This window comes from Proteus sp. G2618, assembly GCF_009915995.1.
GTDB lineage: Bacteria > Pseudomonadota > Gammaproteobacteria > Enterobacterales > Enterobacteriaceae > Proteus > Proteus terrae.
The window spans coordinates 81,895-104,736 of the sequence record NZ_JAABNI010000019.1; the positions used below are offsets into that span (position 1 = coordinate 81,895).

The following is a 22,842-nucleotide window of genomic DNA, read 5'->3' on the forward strand; positions in this document are numbered from 1 at the left end:
ATGTTAGAACAAATGGGTAAATCTGCAAGAGAGGCATCTTGGCATTTAGCTCAACTATCAACAGAGCAAAAAAATCAGGCATTATTAGTTATGGCTGATTTATTAGAACAACAAGAAGCTTCAATTCTTGCAGCAAATGAAAAAGATATGCAAGCGGCTCGTGAAGCCAATATCAATGCCGCTATGCTTGATCGTTTATTACTTAATTCTGCACGTTTAAAAGCAATTGCCGATGATGTACGACAAGTGTGTCGCTTAGAAGATCCAGTGGGTCAAGTTATCGATGGTCGTATGCTAGATAGTGGTTTACGTTTAGAGCGTCGCCGTGTGCCGCTGGGTGTTGTGGGTGTTATTTATGAAGCTCGTCCCAATGTCACGATTGATGTCGCTTCTTTATGTTTGAAAACAGGTAATGCGGCTATTCTTCGTGGTGGAAAAGAAACCCATCATACTAACCAAGCGGTTGTTGCGGTAATTCAACAAGCATTAGAAAAATGTGGTATCCCAGCTGGTGCTATTCAGGCAATTGATAAGCCTGATCGTGAGTTAGTCGCTAAAATGCTAAAAATGGATGAGTACATTGATATGCTTATTCCACGAGGCGGAGCTGGTTTGCATAAACTTTGCCGTGAACAATCAACCATTCCAGTTATTACTGGTGGTATCGGTGTTTGCCATACTTTTGTGGATGAAAGCGCAGATTTAGAAAAAGCATTAACGGTTATCGTAAATGCAAAAGTACAACGTCCAAGTGCGTGTAACTCTTTAGAAACGCTTTTAGTACATGAGAATATCGCAGCGCTATTTTTACCGCAGTTAAGTGATGCAATGGCGGCTCAAAAAGTGACTTTGCATTCAAGTGAAAAGGCATTGGCAGGGCTGAAAAAAGGCGGAGCTACTGTTGTTGATGTGAAAGAGGCTGATTATTGCGATGAATGGTTATCACTTGATTTAAACGTGGAAGTAGTGAGTGGTTTAACTGAGGCAATTAGCCATATTCGCCGTTATGGAACGGCACATTCTGATGCTATTTTAACGCAATCTATCGCTAATGCTGATCGCTTTGTTCGTCAAGTTGATTCAGCTGCTGTGTATGTTAATGCAAGTACGCGTTTTACTGATGGCGGACAATTCGGTTTAGGTGCCGAAGTTGCTGTTAGTACACAGAAATTACATGCTAGAGGCCCGATGGGATTAGATGCCCTAACAACCTATAAATGGATTGGCTACGGCGATAATACAATTCGTAGCTAATTGTTAATATGAATAAATAAGCCATACTTTTCTAAAGTGTGGCTTTATTTTTTTGTTACATCAGGTATGATATTTTATACTTTACAGCATGTAAATTTTTAATTACACCCCTAAAAGGGAACACACTATGGAGATAGTGCATTTTATGGATAGTACAATTTACCTTATCGGACCTAGAGGTGCAGGAAAAACAACAGTAGGTAAAGCACTTTCCCTCGCGTTAAATTATAGACTCATTGATACAGATGATTGGATAACTCAAAAATATCAACAAACTATATCTTCTATGGTTCAAGATAAAGGTTGGGAGTTTTTTCGACAAACTGAATCAGAAGCGCTCATCCAAGTTAGCCAGCCTAATCAAGTTATCTCAACAGGTGGCGGTATGATTTTGGCAGATCAAAATCGTGCTTATATGAAATCTTCAGGTGTTATTATTTATTTACAAGCATCTCTTGAAACTTTAGTTGAGCGTTTATCTCAAGATCCGAATGAAGCACAAAGACCAAGTTTGACGGGTAAAACGTTAGTTTCAGAAATGAATGACGTTTTGGCTAAACGTGAACCTTTATATTTGCAATGTGCTGATATTATTGTCGATGCTGGATTGCCTATTAATGAGATCATTGAGGCAATTCTTGCAAAACTCACGAAATAATTAAGAAGTCGTCTGATATAAAGGATAAAACAGGGAACATCTATTTTATTTTCATCACATCCTATTTATAGTAAGGCTAATTATAGCAAAATGAGATATGGATATGATGTTGATAGCGTTTTTTAAAACACTATTTAAATTCTTATTTAGAATAAGAATTGAAGGACTTGTTAATCAGTTTTCACAATATGAAAAATGTATAATTACACCAAATCATACTTCTTTTATTGATGGTATATTATTACGTTTATTCCTGCCTATTAATCCGGTATTTGCTGTTTATACCTCTGTTGCTTCTGCAAAAACGACAAAATGGTTAGGTCGTTATGCTGATATCGTACCTTTAGATCCCGCAAACCCAATGGCTGTTCGTCAATTAGTTAAAGAAGTGGATAAAGGTCGTCCTGTTGTGATTTTCCCAGAAGGAAGGATCACTGTAACAAATGGTTTGATGAAAATTTATGAAGGTGCTGCTTTTATTGCAGCAAAATCAGGCGCTAAAGTTGTTCCTGTTAGAATTGAAGGCGCTGAATTCAGCTATTTTTCACGAATACGCAAAAGCTTACGAGTAAAGTCTCAATTCTTTCCTAGAATTACCATCAAGGTACTCCCTGCTGTTGATTTGCCGATGCCAAAAGCTGAAAAATCTTCTGAACGTCGCCGATTAGCAGGTGAAGCCATGCGTGACATCATGATGGAAGCCATCATGCAAACGCGACCTAATATCACGCTGTATGAAGCATTTTTACAGGCAATGTCTCAATATGGTCGATTCAGTCCACTAATTTCTGATATCAGTCTAAAAGAAGATTCTTATCAAGGGTTACTAAAAAAAACGTTAGGGATCAGTCGATTGATTGAGCGCTATACAGAGCCCAAAGAGCGAATCGGCTTACTGCTTCCAAATACAACCGTCACTGCAGCTACACTATTAGGTGCAACAATGCGTCAACGTGTTGTGGCAATGCTTAACTACACTGCGGGTAGTTTAGGTGTACAAAATGCGATGAAAGCCGCATCAATCAAGACTATCTTTACATCACGCCAATTTTTAGAAAAAGGGAATTTGTTACATATTCCTGAGCAAACACCTGAAGCAAATTGGATTTATCTTGAGGATCTAAAAGATACTGTCACCAGTGAAGATAAACGCTGGATCCTCAAACATCTCATTACGCCTAAAAAAGCGATGTTACCGCAAGAGGCAAATGATGCTGCCGTTATTTTATTTACATCAGGCTCTGAAGGAACGCCTAAAGGTGTTGTTCACAGCCATTCAAGTTTATTGGCTAACGTTGATCAAATTCGTGCAATTGCTGACTTTTCACCGAAAGACAAATTTATGTCAGCATTGCCGTTATTTCATGCATTTGGTTTAACTGCTTGTTTGCTGACTCCAATTTGCTTAGGTGCACGCGTTTTTCTTTATCCAAGTCCATTACACTACCGAGTTGTACCTGAATTGGTCTATGACCAAAACTGTACGGTGTTATTCGGTACATCAACCTTTTTAGGAAACTACGGAAAATTTGCTCATCCTTATGATTTTGCCAGAGTCAGATATGTGGTTGCTGGAGCTGAAAAGCTCTCTGAATCGACTCGTGTTTTATGGCAAGAGAAATTCGGTATTCGTATTTTAGAAGGCTATGGCGTAACTGAATGCGCACCTGTTGTTTCAATCAATGTGCCTATGAGTGCTAAAGCCCATACGGTGGGGCGTTTATTACCGGGTATGGAAGGGCGTTTAATTCCAATGAAGGGGATTTCTGAAGGCGGTAGACTACAATTACGTGGCCCTAACGTAATGATGGGATACTTACGTGTAGAATCACCTGAAAAATTGGAAGTCCCTGTCGCAACGAATGCTGAAGGTATTGATGAAGAAGGTTGGTACGACACTGGTGATATCGTTGCTATTGATAGTGAAGGTTTTTGTACTATTAAAGGGCGTGTAAAACGCTTTGCAAAAATTGCGGGTGAAATGGTTTCTCTTGAGGGGGTTGAGCAACTTGCACGTAAAGCATCTAAAGGTGAGCACGCCGTTGTGACAATAAGTGATAAACGCAGAGGTGAATCATTAGTACTGTTCACAACTGATAAACAATTAGATCGTAGTACGCTGTCAGCATTGGCAAAATCGGAAGGTGTTGCTGAAATTGCTGTACCAAAGGATATTCGTTTTATCAAAGAAATTCCTGTTTTAGGAAGTGGGAAAACGGATTTTGTCTCATTGAAAAAACTTGCTGAACAGGAAAATAACTAATGTCAGAGAATATTAGCCAGCCTCCTTTAATGAGTAGAGGAATGAAAGCGGTATTGATATCGCAATTTCTTTCTGCTTTTGCTGACAATGCATTATTGTTCGCGATCCTTGCTCAGTTTAAATCGGCACTTTACCCAGAGTGGAGCCAGCCTGTTTTACAAATGGTCTTTGTGCTGGCTTTTATTCTCTTAGCACCTTTTGTAGGGCAGTTTGCTGATCGTAATCCTAAAGGTAGGGTTATGCTCAGTGGCAACCTTCTAAAATTCGTAGGCGCATTTCTTATCTGTGTAGGCTCAGATCCTTTCCTTGGTTATGCCTTAGTCGGAATTGGTGCCGCTGTTTATTCTCCAGCTAAATATGGCATTTTGGGTGAATTAACTGATGGTGAGCGTTTAGTTAAAGCAAATGGCTTAATGGAAGCATCTACCATTGCCGCTATTTTACTGGGATCAGTTATTGGTGGTTTACTCTCAGACTGGAGCATTGTTTTTGCATTAGGTGTTTGTGCGGCAATGTATGCCTTAGCTGTATTTGTTAACTTTAGTATACCTAAATTATCAGCAGCTCAAATTGGCCGTGGTTGGAACATTAAAAAAATGTTCATTCAATTTCTTGAGGCTACACGTACTTTATGGGCTGACAAAGAAAGTCGCTTTTCTTTAGTGGGAACCAGCATGTTTTGGGGCGCAGGAGTCACATTGCGCTTTTTACTTGTTCAATGGGTACCGATTGCTTTAGGTATGACTGATAATACGACTCCTACTGTATTAAATGCGATGGTTGCTATCGGGATTGTGGTCGGTGCTGGATTAGCTGCTAAATTTGTGACACTGAAAACAGTGCGTCGTTGCATGCCTGCCGGTATTTTAATTGGCCTTGGTGTTGTTTACTTCTCATTGCAGACTTCAATTATTCCATCCTATCTAATCCTTATCATCATCGGTGTTTTTGGGGGGTTCTTTGTCGTTCCTCTGAATGCGTTATTACAAGACAAAGGAAAGCACAGTGTGGGTGCTGGTAATGCTATCGCTGTACAGAATCTTGGTGAAAATACAGCAATGCTATTAATGCTTGGATTATTCTCACTGGTTACGAGCATTGGCGTATCTGTCGTTGCTATTGGGATTGGCTTTGGTGCTATTTTTGCCTTAGCAATTGGTGGTTTATGGTTATGGGATTGCACCAGAAAGAAATCTTAAATAATGGATTTAGAATAGAGGTTAGATGAACCTTAATGATAAATTACGATGAAATGACCCGCTTAAGTATTGAGGTGGGTAAAGTGTTAATTGAAAAGAAGAGTACGATAACAACGGCTGAATCTTGCACTGGCGGATGGATTGCGAAAGTTATCACGGATATTGCAGGAAGTTCTGAATATTATCATCGTGGCTTTGTAACATATAGCAATGAAGCAAAGCATGAAATGATAGGCGTTGATGAGCAAACCTTGCTTAAATACGGAGCGGTGAGTGAAGAAGTTGTTCTTCAAATGGCTAAAGGGGCGCTGATAACAGCTAATGCAGATTTTGCAGTATCAGTTAGTGGTATTGCAGGCCCTGGTGGTGGGAGTGAAGAAAAACCTGTTGGTTTAGTTTGGTTCGGCTTTGCAATGAAAACACCAACAGGTATTCAAGCTACGGCAAAACACTGTATATTCAGTGGTTCACGAGAGCAAGTAAGAGCTGAATCTGTTATTTTTTCTTTAAAATCAATATTTAAAGAAATTATTAATAATTAACTTGATACTGTATGATTATACAGTATAATGAATTTCAACAAGCAAAATCATATACGTTTTAATGGTAGTGACCCATATTTATGCTTCACTGCCCAGAGGGAGATAACATGGCTATTGATGAAAACAAACAAAAAGCATTGGCCGCAGCACTTGGTCAAATTGAAAAGCAATTTGGTAAAGGGTCTATCATGCGTCTGGGTGAAGATCGTTCCATGAATGTTGAAACCATCTCTACCGGTTCTTTATCATTAGACGTTGCTTTGGGTGCTGGTGGTTTACCACGTGGTCGTATTGTTGAAATCTATGGCCCAGAATCTTCTGGTAAAACTACGCTAACACTACAAGTTATTGCTGCAGCTCAACGCGAAGGTAAAATTTGTGCATTTATCGATGCTGAGCACGCTTTAGATCCTATTTATGCTAAAAAACTGGGCGTAGATATTGATAACCTTCTGTGTTCTCAGCCTGATACTGGTGAGCAAGCCTTAGAAATTTGTGATGCATTATCTCGTTCTGGTGCTGTTGATGTTATCGTTGTTGACTCCGTTGCCGCGTTGACACCAAAAGCAGAAATTGAAGGCGAAATTGGTGATTCGCACGTTGGTCTAGCAGCTCGTATGATGAGCCAAGCTATGCGTAAATTAGCGGGTAACCTGAAAAATTCCAATACATTACTTATTTTCATCAACCAAATTCGTATGAAAATCGGTGTTATGTTCGGCAACCCAGAAACCACAACAGGCGGTAATGCACTTAAATTCTATGCTTCTGTTCGTTTAGATATTCGTCGTATCGGTTCTGTTAAAAACGGTGATGAAGTTGTTGGTAGTGAAACTCGTGTTAAAGTGGTGAAAAATAAAATTGCAGCACCATTTAAACAAGCTGAATTCCAAATTATGTATGGCGAAGGTATCAACACTTTTGGTGAATTGATTGATTTAGGTGTTAAACATAAATTGGTAGAGAAAGCTGGTGCATGGTACAGCTACAATGGTGAGAAAATTGGTCAAGGTAAAGCCAATGCAACAACTTACCTAAAAGAACACCCTGAAATGTACGATGAGTTAAACACCAAATTACGTGAAATGTTATTAAATCATGCTGGCGAATTTACTAGCGCAGCTGATTTTACTAACAAAAGCGATGATGCAGCAGATATTGAAGAAACAGAAGAATAGTTCTTTTGCCAATACCCAAATTGCTAAATTGAATACGTATTAAAACATATTACGATTATCGTAGTTGTAAAACACTAGTCAATTAATGTGATTTAACTCACTTAAAAAGGAAGCTCTAAAAAGGCTTCCTTTTTGCTATATGTCGTATTTTTTATTCAAAATAGGGTTCAAATTAGTCTTATTTTATTTTCTTCCTGTAAAAAACAGCCTTTAACACTACTTTATTTAATATAACGATATTTTTTACTAATCTATTTTTTATAGTTGTATGAAATTTTATATAGTGAAATTTTGGTGATATATCTTCATAGATAATTAATCTAAATAAGAATTATTACGATAATCTGGTTGCACCTGATAGTAAATAATTGACATATAAAGATAAATATATTCAAGATATTTGGATCTAATTTAAATTGTATTTAAAGGCTTGTTGAGATGTAAGGTGAATTTTATACTGACAAGTGCTTTTATTTTAGTAAGTTATCGTGCTTTTAATATCTTATTTAAGTAATAGTGTTTACGTGTTTGTGACTAATTGCCATGAGAAAAAGAGATTATTTGGAGAAAAGAAACGTATAGAGAGTAGTCCCATAAAAAATCAGTAATAACAAATAGTTTTTAATAATTACAAAATGAAAATACTTTCAGTTGTTAACATTTTCCAAGATAATTGCTCTTAAATAGAGAAAAGTCCCATTCTCAGATAACAATCCCACTTTCAGAAAAAAACTAGACGATTTACAATGTCAACACGAATAAGTTTATCGGGGGTTTTACTTCTGACTGAAGAAATTCTATCTTATCCCTACTTATGTATTCGTTGGCTAAGTAGAGGTAACAATAAACCTCCTCTAACTAGATTTCTAATTTCTGTTTTTCCAGCTTGATTTCGGGATAATTATGAGCAAAAGCACCGCTGAGATCCGTCAGGCGTTTCTCGACTTTTTTCATACTAAAGGACATCAAATAGTACCTAGCAGTTCTTTGGTTCCAAATAACGATCCAACATTGCTGTTTACAAACGCAGGGATGAACCAATTCAAAGATGTGTTTCTTGGATTGGATAATAGACCTTATTCCCGAGCGACAACCGCGCAACGCTGTGTGCGCGCAGGTGGTAAACATAACGATTTAGAAAATGTGGGTTATACCGCTCGTCACCATACCTTCTTTGAAATGCTAGGTAATTTCAGTTTCGGTGACTACTTTAAACATGATGCGATCAATTTTGCTTGGGAATTATTAACAAGCAAAGAGTGGTTCAACTTACCTAAAGAAAGACTTTGGGTAACGGTATATGCCACCGATGATGAAGCTTATGATATTTGGAATAAAGAAATTGGTATTCCAGCAGAAAGAATAATCCGTATTGGTGATAACAAAGGCGCACCATTTGCATCAGATAACTTCTGGCAAATGGGGGATACTGGCCCTTGTGGACCTTGTACTGAAATATTTTATGATCATGGTGACCACATTTGGGGCGGGCCTCCAGGATCACCAGAAGAAGACGGTGATCGCTATATTGAGATTTGGAACATCGTCTTCATGCAATTTAACCGTAAGTCAGACGGTACAATGGACCCATTACCAAAACCTTCTGTTGATACAGGTATGGGATTAGAGCGTATTACCGCTGTTTTACAGCATGTAAACTCTAACTATGACATTGATTTATTCCGTTCTTTAATTAAATCTGTTGCTCAAGTGACTAATGCAACGGATTTAGAAAATAAATCATTACGCGTTATTGCAGACCATATTCGTTCTTGTTCATTTCTTGTTTGCGACGGTGTTATTCCTTCTAATGAAGGCCGTGGCTATGTACTGCGTCGTATTATTCGTCGTGCAGTACGCCATGGTTATATGCTTGGCGCAAAAGACACCTTCTTCTATAAGTTAGTAGCTCCATTAATTGAAGTTATGGCAGAAGCTGGTGAAGAATTAAAACGTCAACAAGCTATCGTTGAAAAAGTATTAAAAACAGAAGAAGAGCAGTTTGCTCGTACATTAGAACGTGGTCTTCAACTATTAGATGAAGAGCTTGCTCAATTAACAGATGACGTTCTTCCTGGTGAAACGGCTTTCCGTCTTTATGATACTTATGGTTTTCCTCTTGATTTAACAGCTGATGTTTGTCGTGAAAGAAATATCAAAGTTGATGAAAAAGGCTTTGAAATCGCGATGGAAGAGCAACGTAAACGTGCTCGTGAGTCCAGTGGTTTCGGTACTGACTATAATAGTTTAATTAAAGTAGATAGTCGCAGTGAGTTCTCTGGTTATGATCATGATGAACAGCAGGGCACAATTACCGCTATTTTCCATAACGGGCAATCAGTCACTGAGTTAAAAGCAGGTGAAGAAGGTATTATCTTCTTAAATAAAACCGCATTTTATGCAGAGTCTGGTGGCCAGGTTGGTGATAAAGGTGTTCTAACAGGGAAAGATAGCCTGTTTGAAGTCACAGATACGCAAAAATACGGTAAAGCTATTGGTCATATTGGTAAAGTTAACGTAGGGTCATTTATTGTTAACCATAAAATCAATGCCACTATCGATATTGCTCGTCGTGACGCTATTCGTTTAAATCACTCTGCGACGCACTTATTGCACGCAGCATTGCGCCAAGTCCTGGGTACGCATGTTACTCAGAAAGGTTCTTTAGTTAACGATAAATATCTGCGTTTTGACTTTTCTCATTTTGAAGCGGTTAAACCAGAACAATTACGGCAAATTGAAGATATTGTAAATGCGCAAATCCGTCTTAACTCACCAGTTGTCACTGAGTTAATGGATCTTGAAGATGCAAAAGAAAAAGGTGCAATGGCACTCTTTGGTGAAAAATACGACGAACGAGTTCGTGTTTTAACAATGGGTGACTTCTCTACAGAGCTTTGCGGCGGTACTCACGCTTCTAGAACGGGTGATATTGGTTTATTCCGCATTGTCAGTGAGTCAGGTACGGCAGCTGGTATTCGTCGTATTGAGGCGATTACTGGTATTGCAGCAATTGAGAGTATTCATGAACAATCAGATCTTATCTCTCTTGTTGCACAAGTTCTAAAAAGCGATGGAACAAACTTGGTCGAAAGAATCAAAACAGTCCAAGAAAAACATCGTTTATTGGAAAAAGAACTTCAACAACTAAAAGATCAGCAAGCTGCTCAGGAGAGTTCCTCTTTAGGTAGCCAAGCTAAAAACGTGAAAGGTATCAAACTTTTAGTTCGTGAGCTTAATGGTGTTGAGCCAAAAATGTTAAGAACAATGGTTGATGATTTAAAAAATCAATTAGGTTCTGCAATTATTGTGCTTTCTACTATTTCTGATGGTAAAGTGAGCTTAATTGTTGGGGTCACTAAAGATTTAACTGCTAAAGTTAAAGCTGGTGAGCTAATTAGTTTTGTTGCACAGCAAATTGGCGGTAAAGGTGGCGGTCGCCCTGATATGGCTCAAGCTGGTGGTACTGACGTTGAAGCTTTACCAGCAGCTTTGGCAAGTGTTGACGAGTGGGTTGAATCGCATCTGTAAGCGATAGCAACCTGAAAAAAGGCGCTATCCCTGTTTGTGTAGGGATAACGCCTTATAGAGATATTGGTAATCCGTTAAATAATCAATCACTAAATTTATATTTTGTTATGAAGTATGAGTTACTTGTGATAAATAATGATTATACGAATTGACAATGTATGATGGATAATGGCCGGGAAATTCTAGAGACCCGACTCTTGTAAATTTTCAAGGAGCAAAGAATGCTTATTCTAACTCGTCGAGTTGGTGAAACGCTTATGATAGGCGATGATGTGACCGTAACCGTTTTAGGGGTTAAAGGTAATCAGGTACGGATTGGCGTAAATGCACCCAAAGAAGTATCTGTCCATCGTGAAGAGATCTATCAACGAATTCAGGCCGAGAAAACTCAGCCTACTGATAACTACTAAACCAATTCCTATTTTTAGTTAGTTACAATTCATTCGTAAGCGTCCACACTTTTGCCGGGTTTGGGCGCTTTTCTCTTTATAAGACTTTTGATTCCTTTCTTTGTTCCTATCTTTGCTCTTCTTGAGCTGTATTTATTATTGCACTATCCGTTTATTCTGATTGACAGAATTGAAAGTCTTTTTACCTCTAATCATTCGCTTCACAATTATTTGCTGAGTGAATAAATTTATTTACTAAGAGAATAAAATACTTGAATGATTTTTCATCAGCGATATCATTGTGTTTAGGACTTTTTTAGCCAATCTTGATGATAAACGCATCAGTTTGTTTGTGAAGTGTTCAAACAAACGTATATTCGTAAAAAGTTGAGAAAAATTGTTTGACTTCTTAGGCTGAGAAAGTAATATGTGCGCCACACAGAGACGAGATGTTCAGTAAGAACTTCTTCGAGTGGTTCTAAATATGGTGAGATGGCCGAGAGGCTGAAGGCGCTCCCCTGCTAAGGGAGTATGCGGTCAAAAGCTGCATCGAGGGTTCGAATCCCTCTCTCACCGCCATTTAGATTTGCATCCTTAGCTCAGCTGGATAGAGTACTCGGCTACGAACCGAGCGGTCGGAGGTTCGAATCCTCCAGGATGCACCATATTCCAACCCCATGATTAATGTATGGGGTTTTTATTTTGGTGCAAATGGTGAATAATTTGCATTAAAAGCGTAAAGTATTACAACGGCGCATCCTTAGCTCAGCTGGATAGAGTACTCGGCTACGAACCGAGCGGTCGGAGGTTCGAATCCTCCAGGATGCACCATCTCATTACTCAGATTGCCAGTTGCAATATGAGCAGCTAGAAAGATAACTACGACGCATCCTTAGCTCAGCTGGATAGAGTACTCGGCTACGAACCGAGCGGTCGGAGGTTCGAATCCTCCAGGATGCACCATCTTTTATTAGATATCTTAGTTTAATTATTTCTAGCAAAAACGTCAGACCTGCATCCTTAGCTCAGCTGGATAGAGTACTCGGCTACGAACCGAGCGGTCGGAGGTTCGAATCCTCCAGGATGCACCATCTTAAAAGCCTCGCTAATTGCGGGGCTTTTTGCTTTCTAGCGTTCTCTTATTTTTCATCATATTACGTCTTTGTGTAGCACCAACTAACAATGCTAACATCATCTAATCAGCGACAATTTAGTGACTTTGCGATAAAGTAACTCCTATCTATTTACTAACATCAATCAACGCGGGAGGTCACCTTTGATCCCGGACGTATCAAAAGCGCTTTCTTGGTTGGAAGCACACCCTAAAGTTTTATGTGGAATCCACCGTGGTATAGAGCGTGAAACCTTAAGAGTTACGCCAGAAGGTAATTTAGCATCAACAGAGCATCCTATTTCATTAGGTAAATCATTAACTCATAAATGGATCACAACTGATTTTGCTGAGTCTCTATTAGAGTTTATTACACCTGTTGATGACAACATTGCACATACCTTGCATTTTTTAGGTGATTTACATCGCTATACAGCACGTCACTTAGATAATGAACGTATGTGGCCTATGAGTATGCCTTGCTTTATTGAAGCGGAAGATAAGATTACGCTGGCTCAATTTGGCACATCTAATGTTGGGCGTTTTAAAACACTCTACCGTGAAGGGCTTAAAAATCGTTATGGCGCATTAATGCAAACTATTTCAGGTGTGCATTACAACTTCTCATTGCCTATCGAGTTTTGGCAAGCATGGGCAAATGTAAAAGATGAAGAGAGTGGGAAAGAGGCGATTTCAGACGGTTACTTGCGCCTTATTCGTAACTACTATCGCTTTGGCTGGATCATTCCATTCTTCTTTGGTGCATCACCAGCAATTTGTGGATCTTTCTTGAGAGGAAGAGAAACGAATCTACCATTTGAAAGCACGCCTAAAGGCGCGAAGTATTTACCTTATGCAACTTCATTACGTTTAAGTGATTTAGGATATACCAATAAATCTCAAAGCGATTTAGATATCACCTTTAATCATCTTGAAACTTATGTCAAAGGGCTGAAAAAAGCGATTCATAAGCCTTCTGAAGAGTTTGCTAAATTAGGTGTTAAGAAAGACGGTGAGTATATTCAGTTAAACACCAATGTGTTACAAATTGAAAATGAACTCTATGCACCTATTCGTCCTAAGCGTGTAGTTAAAGGTGATGAATCACCTTCTGATGCATTATTACGTGGTGGTATTGAATATATCGAGGTTCGCTCACTTGATATCAATCCATTTACGCCAATTGGTGTTGATGAAACTCAAATTCGCTTCCTTGATTTATTCCTGATCTGGTGTGTATTAGCTGATGCTCCAGAGATGAGTGCCTCTGAATTAGCGTGCTGCCGTTCAAATTGGAATAACGTTATTCTAGAAGGGCGTAAGCCGGGTCAAGTTATTGGAATGGGTTGTGGCGAAAGAAAAGAGCCACTAGCGCAAGTTGGTAAAGCCTTATTTGCAGATTTAGAACGTGTTGCTAACGTTCTTGATTGCTGTTCAGGCACTAAATATATGGAAGTTTGCGTTAAGTTAGAAGAAATGTTTGATAATCCTGAATTAACCTTCTCTGGCAGACTTTTAGATAAAATTAAAACACAAGGTATTAGTGGTTTTGGTTTATCTTTAGCTGAAGAATATTACCAAGAATTAATTAAAACACCTTATGAAACGTTAACTGATGAAGCTTTTGATCATGAGAGAATTTCATCCATAAAACGTCAAGAAGAGTTAGAAAAGAGTGATACCATTTCTTTTGATGAGTATTTGAAGATCCATGCGGGGACAAATACCGATAACGTGGCTTCCTAAACTTAGATAGAAAAAAGCCACACTAAGATTTGTGTGGCTAAAAAATTCTATAGAGAAATAGGGATGATAACAATTTGCGCGTATTCATTACTAAGACCTGGCTACTTGCAGAAAGTTTCATTTTTTCTTAAAAATATTTAAATTTTTCTTAGGAGGTTTTTTATGCCTTTATTGGATAGCTTTACTGTTGACCATACTCGTATGTCAGCACCTGCTGTACGCGTTGCTAAAACAATGAAAACGCCATCAGGTGATACCATCACGGTATTTGATTTACGTTTTACTGTGCCTAATAAAAAAGCCATGCCTGAGAAAGGAATTCATACATTAGAGCATCTGTTCGCTGGATTTATGCGTAACCATCTTAATGGTAATGGTGTTGAGATAATTGATATTTCTCCAATGGGATGCCGTACAGGCTTCTACATGAGCTTAATTGGGCAACCTGAAGAGCAACGTGTAGCCAATGCATGGAAAGCAGCAATGGAAGATGTTCTGAAAGTAAAAGATCAAAACCATATCCCAGAGCTGAACGTGTACCAATGTGGTACCTATGAAATGCATTCACTAACAGAAGCTCAAGATATTGCACGCGATATTTTATCTCATAGCATTGGCATTAATCATAACGATGAATTAGCACTGCCTGAAGAGACTTTAAAAGAGCTGCATATCTAAGTGATAGTCAATTAATGACGTTAGGGGACAATAGATCAGACAATTCGCATTCTGATTTATTGTCTCTTTTTTATTTCTATCTCCTTTATTATTTTTCTTTTCTCTACTCCATTGTTTTATTTTCTTATCTTCTTATATTGTTAGCACAGTAATGGATTAAATTTATGCTTAATACACGGAGTACACTTCTGTTATGGAAAATCACAAATTCTCATCACCTAAATTAGTGTTAGAGTTTTTTGTTCGAGAATTTTATTTTGTAGGCAAAGGCACATTACGTACTCAATTTCCTAAAGATGCCTTTTTCTATCAGGGGCGTTCTAAAGCACTTGAATATCGTTACTTAGAACGAGTTCACAAAAAGTATGTTAAACGCACTCAGTGCGAACTAGAGTTTATTATCAAGCCTGATTCGTTACTGTTCTCGTCCGAACTCAATCCTGAATTATTTGCTAAGATCACTAAACCACAAACAAACACCATAATGAAAATAAGTGGTGATTATCTTTATAAAGAAAAAGATGAAGAGCAATATCGTTGGTATTTTCAACAAGATGGAATTAAAACAAACAGTTATAGCGGTGAGAATTCACAGTTAAAATATGAAAATATTCGTAGCTTAGCTCCTCATCATTTTAATATTGAAGCGATAAACGATGAGGGGGCGCTTATTACTAATTTTCCGCGCAAGTCCCTTTCTCTTACTTTGAATAAAGGAGAGACGGCATGTTTTATTTGTAGGCGTGAAGAGTATGGCGCTGATTATTCTTATCAGCCCGCATTAAATTTAGTTATGTGGGTCAAGAATCATGGTTTTTATTCTGATTATCAACAATTAAAGCCAACAAAACTAATGCAAGAGCAAGCAATAGAGCCTTTCTATATGAAACCCGCCAGAGAGTTTGATTTTCGTAATAGCAAGTTACGATTTGAATTAGGATAAACAGTAAAAAATAGCGCCTTAAAAGGCGCTTATTTTGTATTTACTAATGATGTGGGATTGAAAGGTGGCGAATTAACGCCTTTTTGATGACGTTATCCTGAACTTCAAGTATCTCAAATTCATAGTCACTCACTTTTATTTTATTACCGACAACAGGTAAGTCACCTAGCTCTTCAATAATGACACCATTGATTGTTCGAGCTTCATCTTCAGGTAAATGCCAACCAAAAGCTTTATTGATATCTCGAATATTTGTTGTGCCATCAACTAATAATGAGCCATCTTTTTGAGGGATAACTTCTTCTGCTAAAGAAGGGGACATCGAGGTAGTAAAGTCACCTACGATCTCTTCAAGGATATCTTCAACGGTTACTAAACCTTGAATTTCACCATATTCATCAACCACAACACCCGCTTTTTCATTATTACGTTGGAAGTTGACGAGTTGCAGGTTTAACGGTGTGCTTTCTGGAATAAAATAGATTTTATCGGCAGCTTTCATCAGAATTTGTTTGGTAAACTCTTTTTTCTCAGTCATTAAGCGATAAGCTTCTCGTACTCGCAACATACCAATCGCATCGTCAAGAGTATCACGATAAAGCACAATTCGACCGTGAGGAGAATGAGTTAACTGTCTTACGATAGATTTCCACTCGTCATTGACATCGATACCAAAAATTTCATTTCTTGGCACCATAATATCGCCAATCGTCACTTTTTCTAAATCTAAAATCGATAGCAACATATTCTGATTTCTTTGCGAAAGCTTTGATTTAGATTCATTAACGATAGTTCTTAACTCTTCTTTTGATACCGCATTTCCCTGTATTACAGGGGATTTAATACCAAAAATACGCATCAGTATTAATGTGATTTTATTAAAAAACCAAACAATAGGTAGCATCAGTTTTTGCAAAGGAGAGAGAATAATGCTACTTGGATAAGCAACACGCTCTGGATAAAGTGCCGCAATTGATTTTGGAAGCACTTCAGCAAAAATAAGGATAACAAAGGTCAGCACACCGGTGGATATTGCTACACCAGCATCACCGTATAAACGCATACCAACAATGGTAGCTAGTGCAGACGCAACAATATTAATCAGATTATTGCCAATCAATACTAAACTAATCAATCTGTCAGGACGTTGTAATAATTTTTCCACACGTTTTGCAGAGCGGTTTCCTTGTTTTGCTGCATGACGAAGACGATAGCGATTAATCGTCATCATACTGGTTTCAGTCCCGGAAAAATAAGCTGAGGCAATAATCATACATACAAGTATGATAATGAGCGTAGTTGTCGACACATGCTCCAAAATTGAGATCCTTTTGCTACCCTAAAATAGAAAATTAATTAAGCACTAACTCTTGTAATAAACGATTACCAAAAAAAGCTAATGTTAAAATAATAGCGCCAATCAAATTAAAGATAATGACTTTCTTTCCTCTCCATCCTTCTCGGAAATGTCCCCATAATAAAATGATGTAAACAAACCAAGCAATGATAGAGAAAATAGATTTATGGATATTTTCTTTACCAAAAATATTATCCATATACACCAAACCAGTACATAAGGTCAGTGTCAGTAATACCACACCCACTTGTGTGATATGAAACATTTTACGCTCAATTGACATTAATGGTGGCATTTGAGGTGAGAATTTTAGTTTCTTATTTTTTAGTTGATAGTCAAGCCAACTAAGTTGTAAAGCATATAAAGCGGCAATTAACAGTGTGGCATAGCTTAATAAAGCCAATCCAATATGAATAAAGAGTGATGTGCTACTTTCAAGATGTGTAACAAATTCACCCGGCATCAATGCTGCAATAACAAGATTGACTATTGCGAAACAATAAACAATAGGCAGTAAGAACCATGCTCGGCCACGAGAAGCCACAATCGTCATAATAACGCAGACCATCAGACTAACAATTGCACCTAGATTGGTGAGTGAAAGGTTCTGTCCGCTGTGAGGACGGAAAATTAAAAATTTTAATGAAATGGCATGTGCAATCAGTGCAATTACCGCAAATAGTAGAGCTAATCCGCGGTATCCATTCTGCTCTTTTCGTAACAGACCGGGCAAAAACAGCACCAGACTGAGTAAATAAGCGCAGACAGCGACGATAGAGATTGATATAACGGGCATAGTTTCGCTTACATATATTGTTTGAATAACTTCCTAGTATAGCGCTAGGAGCATACGGCTCCAACTATTGAAGTCATTAAGCTTAAATCTCTATGCAGAGATCCGCGAGTCATCGTGATATAATCGGTGGCATACATGACCGATAAGCCCAACTTTAACACTGAGCTAAGATAATGTTTGAGAATTTAAGTGACAGACTATCGCGCACATTGCGCAATATAAGCGGTCGAGGAAGACTGACCGAAGAAAACATTAAAGAGACACTACGTGAAGTACGTATGGCTTTATTAGAAGCCGACGTTGCCTTACCTGTGGTCCGTGATTTTATCGCGCGCGTCAAAGAGAGCGCTGTAGGGCATGAAGTTAACAAAAGCCTGACACCGGGTCAGGAGTTTGTGAAGATTGTTCAAAATGAACTCGTCAATGCGATGGGGGAAGTGAATACTGACCTTGATCTATCAGCACAACCGCCAGCTGTTGTATTAATGGCAGGTTTACAAGGTGCCGGTAAAACGACCAGTGTCGCAAAATTAGGTAAATTCTTAAAAGAGAAAAAGAAGAAAAAAGTTCTTGTTGTTTCTGCTGACGTTTATCGCCCAGCAGCGATTAAACAGCTTGAAACGTTAGCCGAAACGGTTGGCATTGATTTCTTCCCTTCTACTGTTCAAGAAAATCCAGTCACAATTGCAAGTAATGCATTAAAACATGCACAACTTCAATTCTATGATGTATTGCTGGTGGATACAGCAGGTCGTTTACACGTAGATGAAGGCATGATGGAAGAGATCCAACTTCTCCATAAAGCCATTAATCCAGTTGAAACTCTGTTTGTTGTTGACGCCATGACGGGGCAAGATGCGGCAAATACAGCAAAAGCATTTAATGAAGCATTGCCATTAACAGGGGTTGTATTAACCAAAGTTGATGGTGATGCGCGCGGTGGTGCGGCATTATCAATCCGCCATATCACCGGTAAGCCAATTAAATTCCTCGGTGTTGGGGAAAAAACAGAAGCCTTAGAACCTTTCCACCCAGATCGTATCGCCTCTCGTATTTTGGGAATGGGTGATGTTCTGTCTTTGATTGAAGACATTGAAAGCAAAGTTGATAGAGCTCAGGCTGAAAAGCTAGCGACAAAACTTAAAAAAGGTGATGGCTTTGATCTAAATGATTTCTTAGATCAATTAAAGCAAATGAAGAACATGGGCGGCATGGCGAGTATGTTAAGCAAAATGCCGGGTATGTCTCAGGTGCCAGATGCAGTAAAATCACAAATGGATGATTCAATTTTAGTGAAAATGGAAGCGATTATTAATTCCATGACTAAAAAAGAACGTCAAAAACCGGAAATCATCAAAGGTTCCAGAAAACGCCGTATTGCAGCGGGGTCAGGAACACAAGTGCAAGACGTCAACCGTTTGTTAAAGCAGTTTGATGATATGCAACGTATGATGAAAAAAATGAAAAAAGGTGGCATGGCTAAGATGATGCGTAGCATGAAAGGTATGATGCCACCTGGATTTCCAGGCCGATAAAATCAAAAAACCTGAAAAAAAACGTGCTTTGGATTGCTTTTTTCGCCAAAGTGAGTAAACTTTTCGGGCTTTTTATATGACAACCGGACTCCGTTCCTCGATGGCGTCTGGTTGTTTTATTAACTAATGAGGATGTTATGGTAACAATTCGTTTAGCTCGTGGCGGCGCAAAAAAGCGTCCGTTTTATCAAGTAGTAGTAACCGATAGCCGCAATGCGCGTGATGGTCGTTTCATTGAGCGTGTAGGCTTTTATAACCCACTGGCAACCGGTAATGCAGAAGAATTACGTTTAGACGTAGACCGTGTTGAACATTGGGTTGCTCAAGGCGCAACAGTTTCAGAACGTGTTGCTGGCCTGATCAAATCAGCGAAGAAAAGCGCTTAATCTGTCGCGGTGGTAACAATGAGCGGACAAAAAACCTTAAAAGAGCCTGTAGAACCTATTGTTATGGGTAAGTTGGGTTCACCTTACGGGATCCGTGGTTGGCTCAGAGTTTTTTCCTCCACCGAACACGCCGAAAACATTTTTGAATATCAACCGTGGTTTATTCAGCGTCATGGACAGTGGGAAACCATTGAAATTGAAAGTTGGAAACATCACAACCAAGATATTATCGTCAAGCTAAAAGGTATTGATGACAGAGATGCGGCTAATTTCCTGACTAATTTTGAAATTGTCGTTAATAGTTCGCAACTTCCAGAACTTGAAGGTGAATATTACTGGAAAGATCTGATGGGTTGCCATGTAGAAACGGATAAAGGCTACGATCTAGGTGTCGTTACAGACATGATGGAAACGGGCTCAAATGATGTCATGGTAATTAAAGCGAATCTGAAAGATGCGTTCGGTATCGGGGAACGGTTAGTTCCGTTTCTTGATGGGCAGGTTATCAAGAAAGTCGATCTCTCAGCGAAAAAAATTATCGTTGATTGGGATCCTGGTTTTTAGATTATCCGGTTAACGGTTCTCAATAGTGGGACACAAAAATGTGGATTGGGGTAATTAGCCTATTTCCAGAAATGTTCCGCTCTATAACCGAGTACGGGGTGACTGGTCGGGCAGTGAAGCATGGTCTGCTCAATGTAGAATGTTGGAATCCCCGAGATTTTACATACGACAGACACAATACCGTTGATGATCGTCCTTATGGCGGTGGTCCCGGTATGTTGATGATGGTTCAACCTTTAAGAGAAGCCATTCATCAAGCGAAAGCTGCGGCAGGTGATGGAGCAAAGGTGATTTATTTATCACCTCAGGGACGCAAACTCGATCAACAAGGAGTTTGTGAACTGGCTACGAATGAGAAACTAATTCTAGTTTGTGGTCGGTATGAAGGTATAGACGAGCGTGTCATTCAGACTGAAATCGATGAAGAGTGGTCTGTAGGTGATTACGTATTAAGTGGTGGGGAATTACCTGCCATGATAATGATAGATGCAGTAGCGCGCTTTGTACCGGGTGTTCTCGGACACGCAGCCTCTGCGAAAGAAGATTCTTTTGCTGACGGTTTACTGGATCATCCTCACTATACTCGCCCAGAGGTTTTAGATGGTATGGAAGTTCCGGCAGTTTTACTGTCAGGCAACCATGCTCATATTAATCGCTGGCGCATGAAACAATCACTGGGTCGAACCTGGCTAAGAAGACCTGAGCTTCTGGAAAGCCTAGCTCTGACTGACGAGCAAAGAGTGCTGTTAACAGAGTTCCAACGGGAACATCTGTCAGGAACAGCAGAGTAAGTCTGACACAAGATGTCATTAATATCAGTTTACCTAGGGTAAGAGAGTTATTATGAGCAATATTATTAAACAAATCGAACAAGAACAGATGAAGCAAGATGTTCCTTCATTCCGTCCTGGTGACACTTTAGAAGTTAAAGTATGGGTTGTTGAAGGTTCTAAAAAGCGTCTGCAGGCATTCGAGGGCGTGGTTATCGCTATCCGTAACCGCGGTCTGCACTCTGCATTCACTGTTCGTAAAATTTCTAATGGCGAAGGTGTTGAGCGTGTATTCCAAACTCACTCTCCAGTCGTAGATAGCATCACTGTTAAACGTCGTGGTGCGGTTCGTCAAGCTAAACTGTACTACCTGCGTGAGCGTTCAGGTAAGGCTGCTCGTATCAAAGAGCGTCTTAACGCTAAATAATACGCTTTCGCACATCCGAAAGTTATTGTTAAAAGGTCAGCATTTGCTGACCTTTTTTTATATCCCTTATATTAAAAAATATTGTTTATTAGTTTTTTCTCTTTTACTTTTTATATCCCCATCTTATTTATTCTTCTTATGTCGAGATTCATTAAAAGACAGGGTGTGAATTTTTATTTACATATTTGAGTTTTAATTTAATCCTCATCACGTTATTTTTATCTCGTTTTATATTTGTAACTAGCTGTTATTTATAATTTATTTGTATTGAAGATTACCGCTGTAAAGATTGGATTACAATGATGTCAAATTTATTGAAAATATGGATTGATTTCTTTACATTGCATGTTATCTTATCTTTCAGACACACAAAAAATCACAATGACAGATATAAAAAAGGTAAAGATTATGATCATGCAAAAAGACGCACTCAATAATGTGAATATCAGCGAAGAGCTGGTTTTAATTACTCCAGAAGAGTTAAAACAAAAATACCCATTGAGTCGCAATGATCTGCATGCCATTGCTCAGTCACGTCAAACAATTTCTGAAATTGTTCAACGCCGTGATCCTCGCTTACTCGTGGTATGTGGGCCTTGTTCTATTCATGATGTCGATGTTGCGTTAGATTACGCAAAACGTCTGAAAGTCTTAGCGTCTGAATTAAGTGATAGTCTGTACATTGTGATGCGTGTCTACTTTGAAAAACCTCGTACAACCGTTGGCTGGAAAGGCTTAATTAGCGATCCATTTATGGATGGTAGCTTTGAAATGGAAAAAGGGCTACATATTGCCCGTAAGTTGCTGACCGAACTAGTACAATTAGGCCTGCCTCTGGCAACTGAAGCGTTAGATCCAAATAATCCACAATACTTAGGTGATTTATTTAGTTGGTCTGCGATTGGTGCTAGAACTACTGAATCTCAAACTCACCGTGAAATGGCATCAGGGCTTTCAATGCCAGTTGGATTTAAAAACGGAACAGATGGTAATTTAGATACCGCAATTAACGCGATGAAAGCGGCTTCTATGCCACACCGTTTTATGGGAATTAATCAATCAGGACAAGTTTGCTTATTACAAACACAAGGTAACCCTGATGGTCATGTGATTTTACGTGGTGGTAAAACACCAAACTACCATGAAGAAGATGTTGCTCAATGCGAAGCCCAAATGGTAAAAGCAGGATTAAAACCATCATTAATGATTGATTGTAGTCATGGTAACTCTAACAAAGATTTCCGTCGTCAAACGGCAGTGGTTGATTCAGTGATTGAGCAAATCACTAAAGGTAATGAATCTATCACTGGTATTATGTTAGAAAGCCATATTAATGAAGGCAATCAATCATCAGAGCAATCGCGTAGTGAAATGAAATACGGTGTCTCAGTAACAGATGCATGTATTAGTTGGGAAACAACAGAGTCAGTGTTAAGAAATTTACATGCTCAACTTTCTCCGATTTTGGCTCAGCGTGAAGCACAGTTAAAAAAAGTTAGTTAAGTTAGATAATCA

The 22,842-nt window shown here is 38.8% G+C and carries 19 protein-coding genes and 5 tRNA genes; 22 read left to right on the forward strand and 2 right to left on the reverse strand.

The window, feature by feature from the left end:
* The 16 genes from GWJ01_RS10485 to GWJ01_RS10560 all read left to right on the forward strand — a co-directional run bounded on the left by GWJ01_RS10485 (position 1) and on the right by GWJ01_RS10560 (position 15,492).
* Positions 1 to 1,254, forward strand: coding sequence for a glutamate-5-semialdehyde dehydrogenase (locus tag GWJ01_RS10485; protein ID WP_109402710.1), 1,254 nt, complete (start codon positions 1 to 3; stop codon positions 1,252 to 1,254).
* Between the two features lie 145 nt (positions 1,255 to 1,399).
* The gene (gene aroL / locus GWJ01_RS10490) at positions 1,400 to 1,912 is read left to right on the forward strand and encodes a shikimate kinase AroL (RefSeq protein ID WP_109402711.1); all 513 of its coding nucleotides are present in this window, start codon (positions 1,400 to 1,402) and stop codon (positions 1,910 to 1,912) included.
* A gap of 103 nt (positions 1,913 to 2,015) precedes the next feature.
* A complete protein-coding gene (aas, locus tag GWJ01_RS10495; RefSeq protein WP_109402712.1) occupies positions 2,016 to 4,175 on the forward strand; it encodes a bifunctional acyl-ACP--phospholipid O-acyltransferase/long-chain-fatty-acid--ACP ligase in 2,160 nt (719 codons plus the stop codon).
* On the forward strand, positions 4,175 to 5,374 hold the full coding sequence (gene lplT, locus GWJ01_RS10500; protein ID WP_109395271.1) for a lysophospholipid transporter LplT: 1,200 nt from the start codon (positions 4,175 to 4,177) through the stop codon (positions 5,372 to 5,374). The genes aas and lplT overlap by 1 nt, the downstream gene beginning before the upstream one ends.
* A 35-nt stretch (positions 5,375 to 5,409) precedes the next feature.
* The gene (pncC, locus tag GWJ01_RS10505) at positions 5,410 to 5,916 is read left to right on the forward strand and encodes a nicotinamide-nucleotide amidase (protein ID WP_109402713.1); all 507 of its coding nucleotides are present in this window, start codon (positions 5,410 to 5,412) and stop codon (positions 5,914 to 5,916) included.
* A gap of 107 nt (positions 5,917 to 6,023) precedes the next feature.
* Positions 6,024 to 7,094 (forward strand): recombinase RecA, encoded by a 1,071-nt coding sequence (gene recA / locus GWJ01_RS10510; protein ID WP_109395269.1) that lies wholly within the window; start codon positions 6,024 to 6,026, stop codon positions 7,092 to 7,094.
* A 903-nt stretch (positions 7,095 to 7,997) separates the two neighbouring features.
* Positions 7,998 to 10,625, forward strand: a complete 2,628-nt coding sequence (gene alaS / locus GWJ01_RS10515) for an alanine--tRNA ligase (RefSeq protein ID WP_109402714.1) — start codon at positions 7,998 to 8,000, stop codon at positions 10,623 to 10,625.
* A gap of 221 nt (positions 10,626 to 10,846) precedes the next feature.
* A complete protein-coding gene (gene csrA, locus GWJ01_RS10520; protein ID WP_004244778.1) occupies positions 10,847 to 11,035 on the forward strand; it encodes a carbon storage regulator CsrA in 189 nt (62 codons plus the stop codon).
* A gap of 465 nt (positions 11,036 to 11,500) precedes the next feature.
* Positions 11,501 to 11,593 (forward strand) — tRNA-Ser (locus GWJ01_RS10525).
* 9 nt (positions 11,594 to 11,602) lie between these two features.
* Positions 11,603 to 11,679 (forward strand) — tRNA-Arg (locus tag GWJ01_RS10530).
* 89 nt (positions 11,680 to 11,768) lie between these two features.
* Positions 11,769 to 11,845, forward strand: a tRNA-Arg gene (locus GWJ01_RS10535).
* Between the two features lie 55 nt (positions 11,846 to 11,900).
* Positions 11,901 to 11,977 (forward strand) — tRNA-Arg (locus GWJ01_RS10540).
* A gap of 51 nt (positions 11,978 to 12,028) precedes the next feature.
* Positions 12,029 to 12,105: transfer RNA gene (locus GWJ01_RS10545), tRNA-Arg, on the forward strand.
* 185 nt (positions 12,106 to 12,290) lie between these two features.
* Positions 12,291 to 13,871, forward strand: a complete 1,581-nt coding sequence (gene gshA / locus GWJ01_RS10550) for a glutamate--cysteine ligase (protein ID WP_109395266.1) — start codon at positions 12,291 to 12,293, stop codon at positions 13,869 to 13,871.
* Positions 13,872 to 14,033: 162 nt separating this feature from the next.
* Positions 14,034 to 14,549: an S-ribosylhomocysteine lyase gene (luxS, locus tag GWJ01_RS10555; RefSeq protein ID WP_006534759.1), complete on the forward strand. Its 516-nt coding sequence runs from the start codon at positions 14,034 to 14,036 to the stop codon at positions 14,547 to 14,549.
* A gap of 193 nt (positions 14,550 to 14,742) precedes the next feature.
* Complete coding sequence (locus tag GWJ01_RS10560; protein WP_161711073.1) at positions 14,743 to 15,492, forward strand: hypothetical protein; 750 nt, start codon at positions 14,743 to 14,745, stop codon at positions 15,490 to 15,492.
* 43 nt (positions 15,493 to 15,535) lie between these two features.
* On the opposite strand, the gene GWJ01_RS10565 is transcribed toward GWJ01_RS10560, so the two are convergent.
* Both GWJ01_RS10565 and GWJ01_RS10570 read right to left on the reverse strand, forming a co-directional pair.
* Positions 15,536 to 16,810, reverse strand: coding sequence for an HlyC/CorC family transporter (locus GWJ01_RS10565; protein WP_109395264.1), 1,275 nt, complete (start codon positions 16,808 to 16,810; stop codon positions 15,536 to 15,538).
* Positions 16,811 to 16,844: 34 nt separating this feature from the next.
* Positions 16,845 to 17,645, reverse strand: coding sequence for a cytochrome C assembly family protein (locus GWJ01_RS10570; RefSeq protein WP_069367097.1), 801 nt, complete (start codon positions 17,643 to 17,645; stop codon positions 16,845 to 16,847).
* A gap of 173 nt (positions 17,646 to 17,818) precedes the next feature.
* Here GWJ01_RS10570 and ffh point away from each other — a divergent pair, with 173 nt between their 5' ends.
* From ffh to GWJ01_RS10600, 6 genes are all read left to right on the forward strand, one after another.
* Entirely contained in the window at positions 17,819 to 19,180 is a 1,362-nt protein-coding gene (gene ffh, locus GWJ01_RS10575; protein ID WP_023580979.1) for a signal recognition particle protein, read from the forward strand.
* A gap of 137 nt (positions 19,181 to 19,317) precedes the next feature.
* Positions 19,318 to 19,566, forward strand: coding sequence for a 30S ribosomal protein S16 (gene rpsP / locus GWJ01_RS10580; protein ID WP_004244772.1), 249 nt, complete (start codon positions 19,318 to 19,320; stop codon positions 19,564 to 19,566).
* A gap of 18 nt (positions 19,567 to 19,584) precedes the next feature.
* Entirely contained in the window at positions 19,585 to 20,130 is a 546-nt protein-coding gene (gene rimM / locus GWJ01_RS10585; RefSeq protein WP_161711074.1) for a ribosome maturation factor RimM, read from the forward strand.
* Between the two features lie 38 nt (positions 20,131 to 20,168).
* Positions 20,169 to 20,921, forward strand: coding sequence for a tRNA (guanosine(37)-N1)-methyltransferase TrmD (trmD, locus tag GWJ01_RS10590; RefSeq protein ID WP_109395262.1), 753 nt, complete (start codon positions 20,169 to 20,171; stop codon positions 20,919 to 20,921).
* Positions 20,922 to 20,973: 52 nt separating this feature from the next.
* Complete coding sequence (gene rplS / locus GWJ01_RS10595) at positions 20,974 to 21,327, forward strand: 50S ribosomal protein L19 (protein ID WP_023580978.1); 354 nt, start codon at positions 20,974 to 20,976, stop codon at positions 21,325 to 21,327.
* Between the two features lie 408 nt (positions 21,328 to 21,735).
* Positions 21,736 to 22,830 (forward strand): 3-deoxy-7-phosphoheptulonate synthase, encoded by a 1,095-nt coding sequence (locus GWJ01_RS10600; protein WP_075672419.1) that lies wholly within the window; start codon positions 21,736 to 21,738, stop codon positions 22,828 to 22,830.
* Positions 22,831 to 22,842 lie beyond the last annotated feature (12 nt).